This is a genomic window from Chamaesiphon sp. OTE_20_metabat_361 (genome assembly GCF_031364565.1).
This window is the reverse complement of the sequence record NZ_JANLWO010000190.1, coordinates 1-2946: the sequence shown is the minus strand read 5'-3', so window position 1 is coordinate 2946 and position 2946 is coordinate 1. Positions and strand designations below refer to the sequence as shown.

2 protein-coding genes are annotated in these 2946 nt (G+C 50.2%); both read left to right on the top strand.

What is annotated here, in order from left to right:
- Positions 1-1291 (top strand): tetratricopeptide repeat protein (locus RMO35_RS05350; protein ID WP_309739099.1); only part of this gene is annotated, 1291 nt, incomplete at its 5' end.
- Positions 1292-1491: 200 nt separating this feature from the next.
- A partial coding sequence (locus tag RMO35_RS05345; RefSeq protein WP_309739098.1) for an ATP-dependent Clp protease ATP-binding subunit occupies positions 1492-2946 on the top strand: 1455 nt, incomplete at its 3' end.

The following is a 2946-nucleotide window of genomic DNA, read 5'->3' as shown; positions in this document are numbered from 1 at the left end:
CACGGAGAATGGCCCCTGGTCGCTGTGGGCGAAGCAAATCTCCCAACCGTTAATTCAGGCATTATTTCAGACGATCGGGCGTCAGCAGTCTATTTCCGACCTCACAGCCGATCGAGCGAGTGGGGATGAAGGCGAGTGGACGGAACTGGCGATTGTGCTGCAAAGTATTCAAACTGCCCTGGTGACTTGGTTTGACGGTCAGATGTACGATCGCGCCTGGGGGCAACGGATGGCTTTTAGTACGCTGATTTCGTTTGCGGCGATTTGGAGCGAATTGGCAAATGGAATGGGGCGGGCGATTAGTATTAATAGTACGCATCGAGACGCGATCGCCAAGGCTTGTTTTCAGGTAACGTTGCAAGTCCTGAGAACTGCGGCACAACGTCCGAATTTTCCGTTGTATGGGGGGATTTTTGCTGCCTTCTCAGGCGAAACGTTGCGGGATACGCTGTCTTATTTTGACTTGCCGCTCAAGCAAGTAGCGGGAACTCAGGAAAAAGGAAGACTGTTAACGATTTTAGGTTATTCACAGCAGGCATTGGGACAAAATGAGCGAGCCATCGCCCTCCATCGGGAAGCCCTGGCAATCGCCAACCAAGCCGGAGATCGCCCCTGTGAAATTGCCAATCTCAACCATCTGAGCCGGATCGCGATCGGTCAAAAAGATTATCCCCAGGCGATTAGTTTCAGTCAACGCGCCTTAATTTTAGCCAGACAAACGGGCGATAAACTGGGTGAAGCCAATGCGCTGACTAATGTCGGCTACTCCGAAGTATTGTCCGCTCACTCCCTCGACATTATGGATGAGGATGTCTACGAACAAAATATCAGTTATCTCGATCGCGGCTTGAAACTTGCTGAAACTTTAGACGACAAACAGAGCTTAGCGCTGGGATATCACAGTCTCGGACTAGCTTATCTGACAATCGGGCAAGCCGAACGCGCGATCGAGTATCTCCAATTAGGTACAAAAGCCGCTCAAGCCGTCGGCGACTTGTATCTCCAAGGACTGAATCTTACCTACCTCGCTGAGGCGCATCACACGCTCAACAAGCCCAAAACTGCGGTTTTTTATAGTTGTCTGGCAATGTATCAACTCCATCAAATTGGTGCCAAGGAATGGCGACAGAGTGCGAGTTTAGCGACAGTTTTGGAAGGACAATTAGGCACCCAAGAGTTTCAGGAAATACTCACCCAGTATCGACCGAATTTACTCCCCGCCATCGGCGTAGACGGTTATGATTACTTACCGCAACTACTGGCTAAGTATCGAACTGACGGGGGTTTGTAGCGAACATTCTAATACTCAAAATTACAACTTAAAACCAGCCAACCTATCCTTAGAAGTATCTTTGTAATGCCCGATCCCCTCCCGTCCTAAAATAGTAGTTATTACCGAACCCGATCGCTAAAATAACTATTACCAATCGCTAAAATTACTGTGTTAAGATTTAATGACACAGGATAAGCAGCAGGGGATGGAAAACAGCCATGTTTGAACGCTTTACAGAAAAAGCCATTAAAGTAATCATGCTGGCCCAGGAAGAAGCACGTCGCCTGGGGCACAATTTTGTCGGTACCGAGCAAATCCTCTTAGGATTGATTGGTGAGGGTACTGGCGTAGCAGCTAAGGTCTTGAAATCGATGGGGATCAACCTCAAGGACGCACGGATCGAAGTTGAGAAAATTATCGGACGTGGTTCGGGTTTTGTCGCCGTTGAAATCCCCTTCACCCCCAGAGCCAAGCGCGTTCTGGAGTTGTCTCTAGAGGAAGCCCGCCAACTGGGACACAACTACATCGGCACCGAACATTTATTACTCGGTTTGATCCGTGAAGGCGAAGGCGTCGCCGCCAGAGTCCTCGAAAACCTGGGTGTGGACTTAACCAAAGTTCGGACTCAAGTGATTCGGATGCTCGGCGAAACCTCCGAAACAGCCACCGCCGGAACGGGTGCTCGATCGAGTGGTAGCAACAAAACACCGACACTAGATGAGTTTGGTTCCAACCTAACTCAAATGGCACAAGATGGTAAGTTAGATCCCGTCGTCGGTCGTGCTAAAGAAATCGAACGAGTGATCCAAATCCTCGGACGCCGCACCAAAAACAATCCCGTCTTAATCGGCGAACCCGGTGTCGGTAAAACCGCCATCGCTGAAGGTTTAGCCCAGCGGATTGCCAATCAAGATATCCCCGATATCCTCGAAGACAAACGCGTTGTCACCCTCGACATTGGTTTGCTCGTCGCAGGTACCAAATATCGCGGTGAATTTGAGGAACGTCTCAAAAAAATCATGGATGAAATCCGCCAAGCGGGTAACGTCATCCTGGTAATCGATGAAGTCCATACCTTGATCGGTGCGGGTGCTGCTGAAGGTGCGATCGATGCGGCAAATATCCTCAAACCTGCACTAGCACGGGGTGAGCTACAATGTATCGGCGCGACCACTCTAGATGAGTATCGCAAGCACATCGAACGGGATGCTGCCCTAGAGCGGCGGTTCCAACCAGTCATGGTCGGCGAACCTAGCGTTGATGAAACCATCGAAATCCTCCACGGATTGCGCGAACGCTATGAGCAACACCACAAACTAAAAATTACCGACCTAGCCTTAGAGGCGGCGGCTAAACTAGCCGATCGCTATATCTCCGATCGCTTCCTCCCAGACAAAGCGATCGATCTGATGGACGAAGCTGGCTCCCGCGTCCGCCTCCTCAATTCCCAACTCCCCGCAGCAGCGAAAGAATTGGACAAAGAATTGCGGAAAGTGCTCAAGGAAAAAGACGAAGCCGTCCGTTCCCAAGATTTTGATAAAGCTGGTTCCTTAAAAGACCGCGAAATCGAAATCAAAAACGAGATCAAAACGATCGCCCAGAACAAGAAAGCTGCGGACGAAACTGAAGATCGCGTCATGCCCGAAGTCACCGAAGAAGACATCGCGCACATC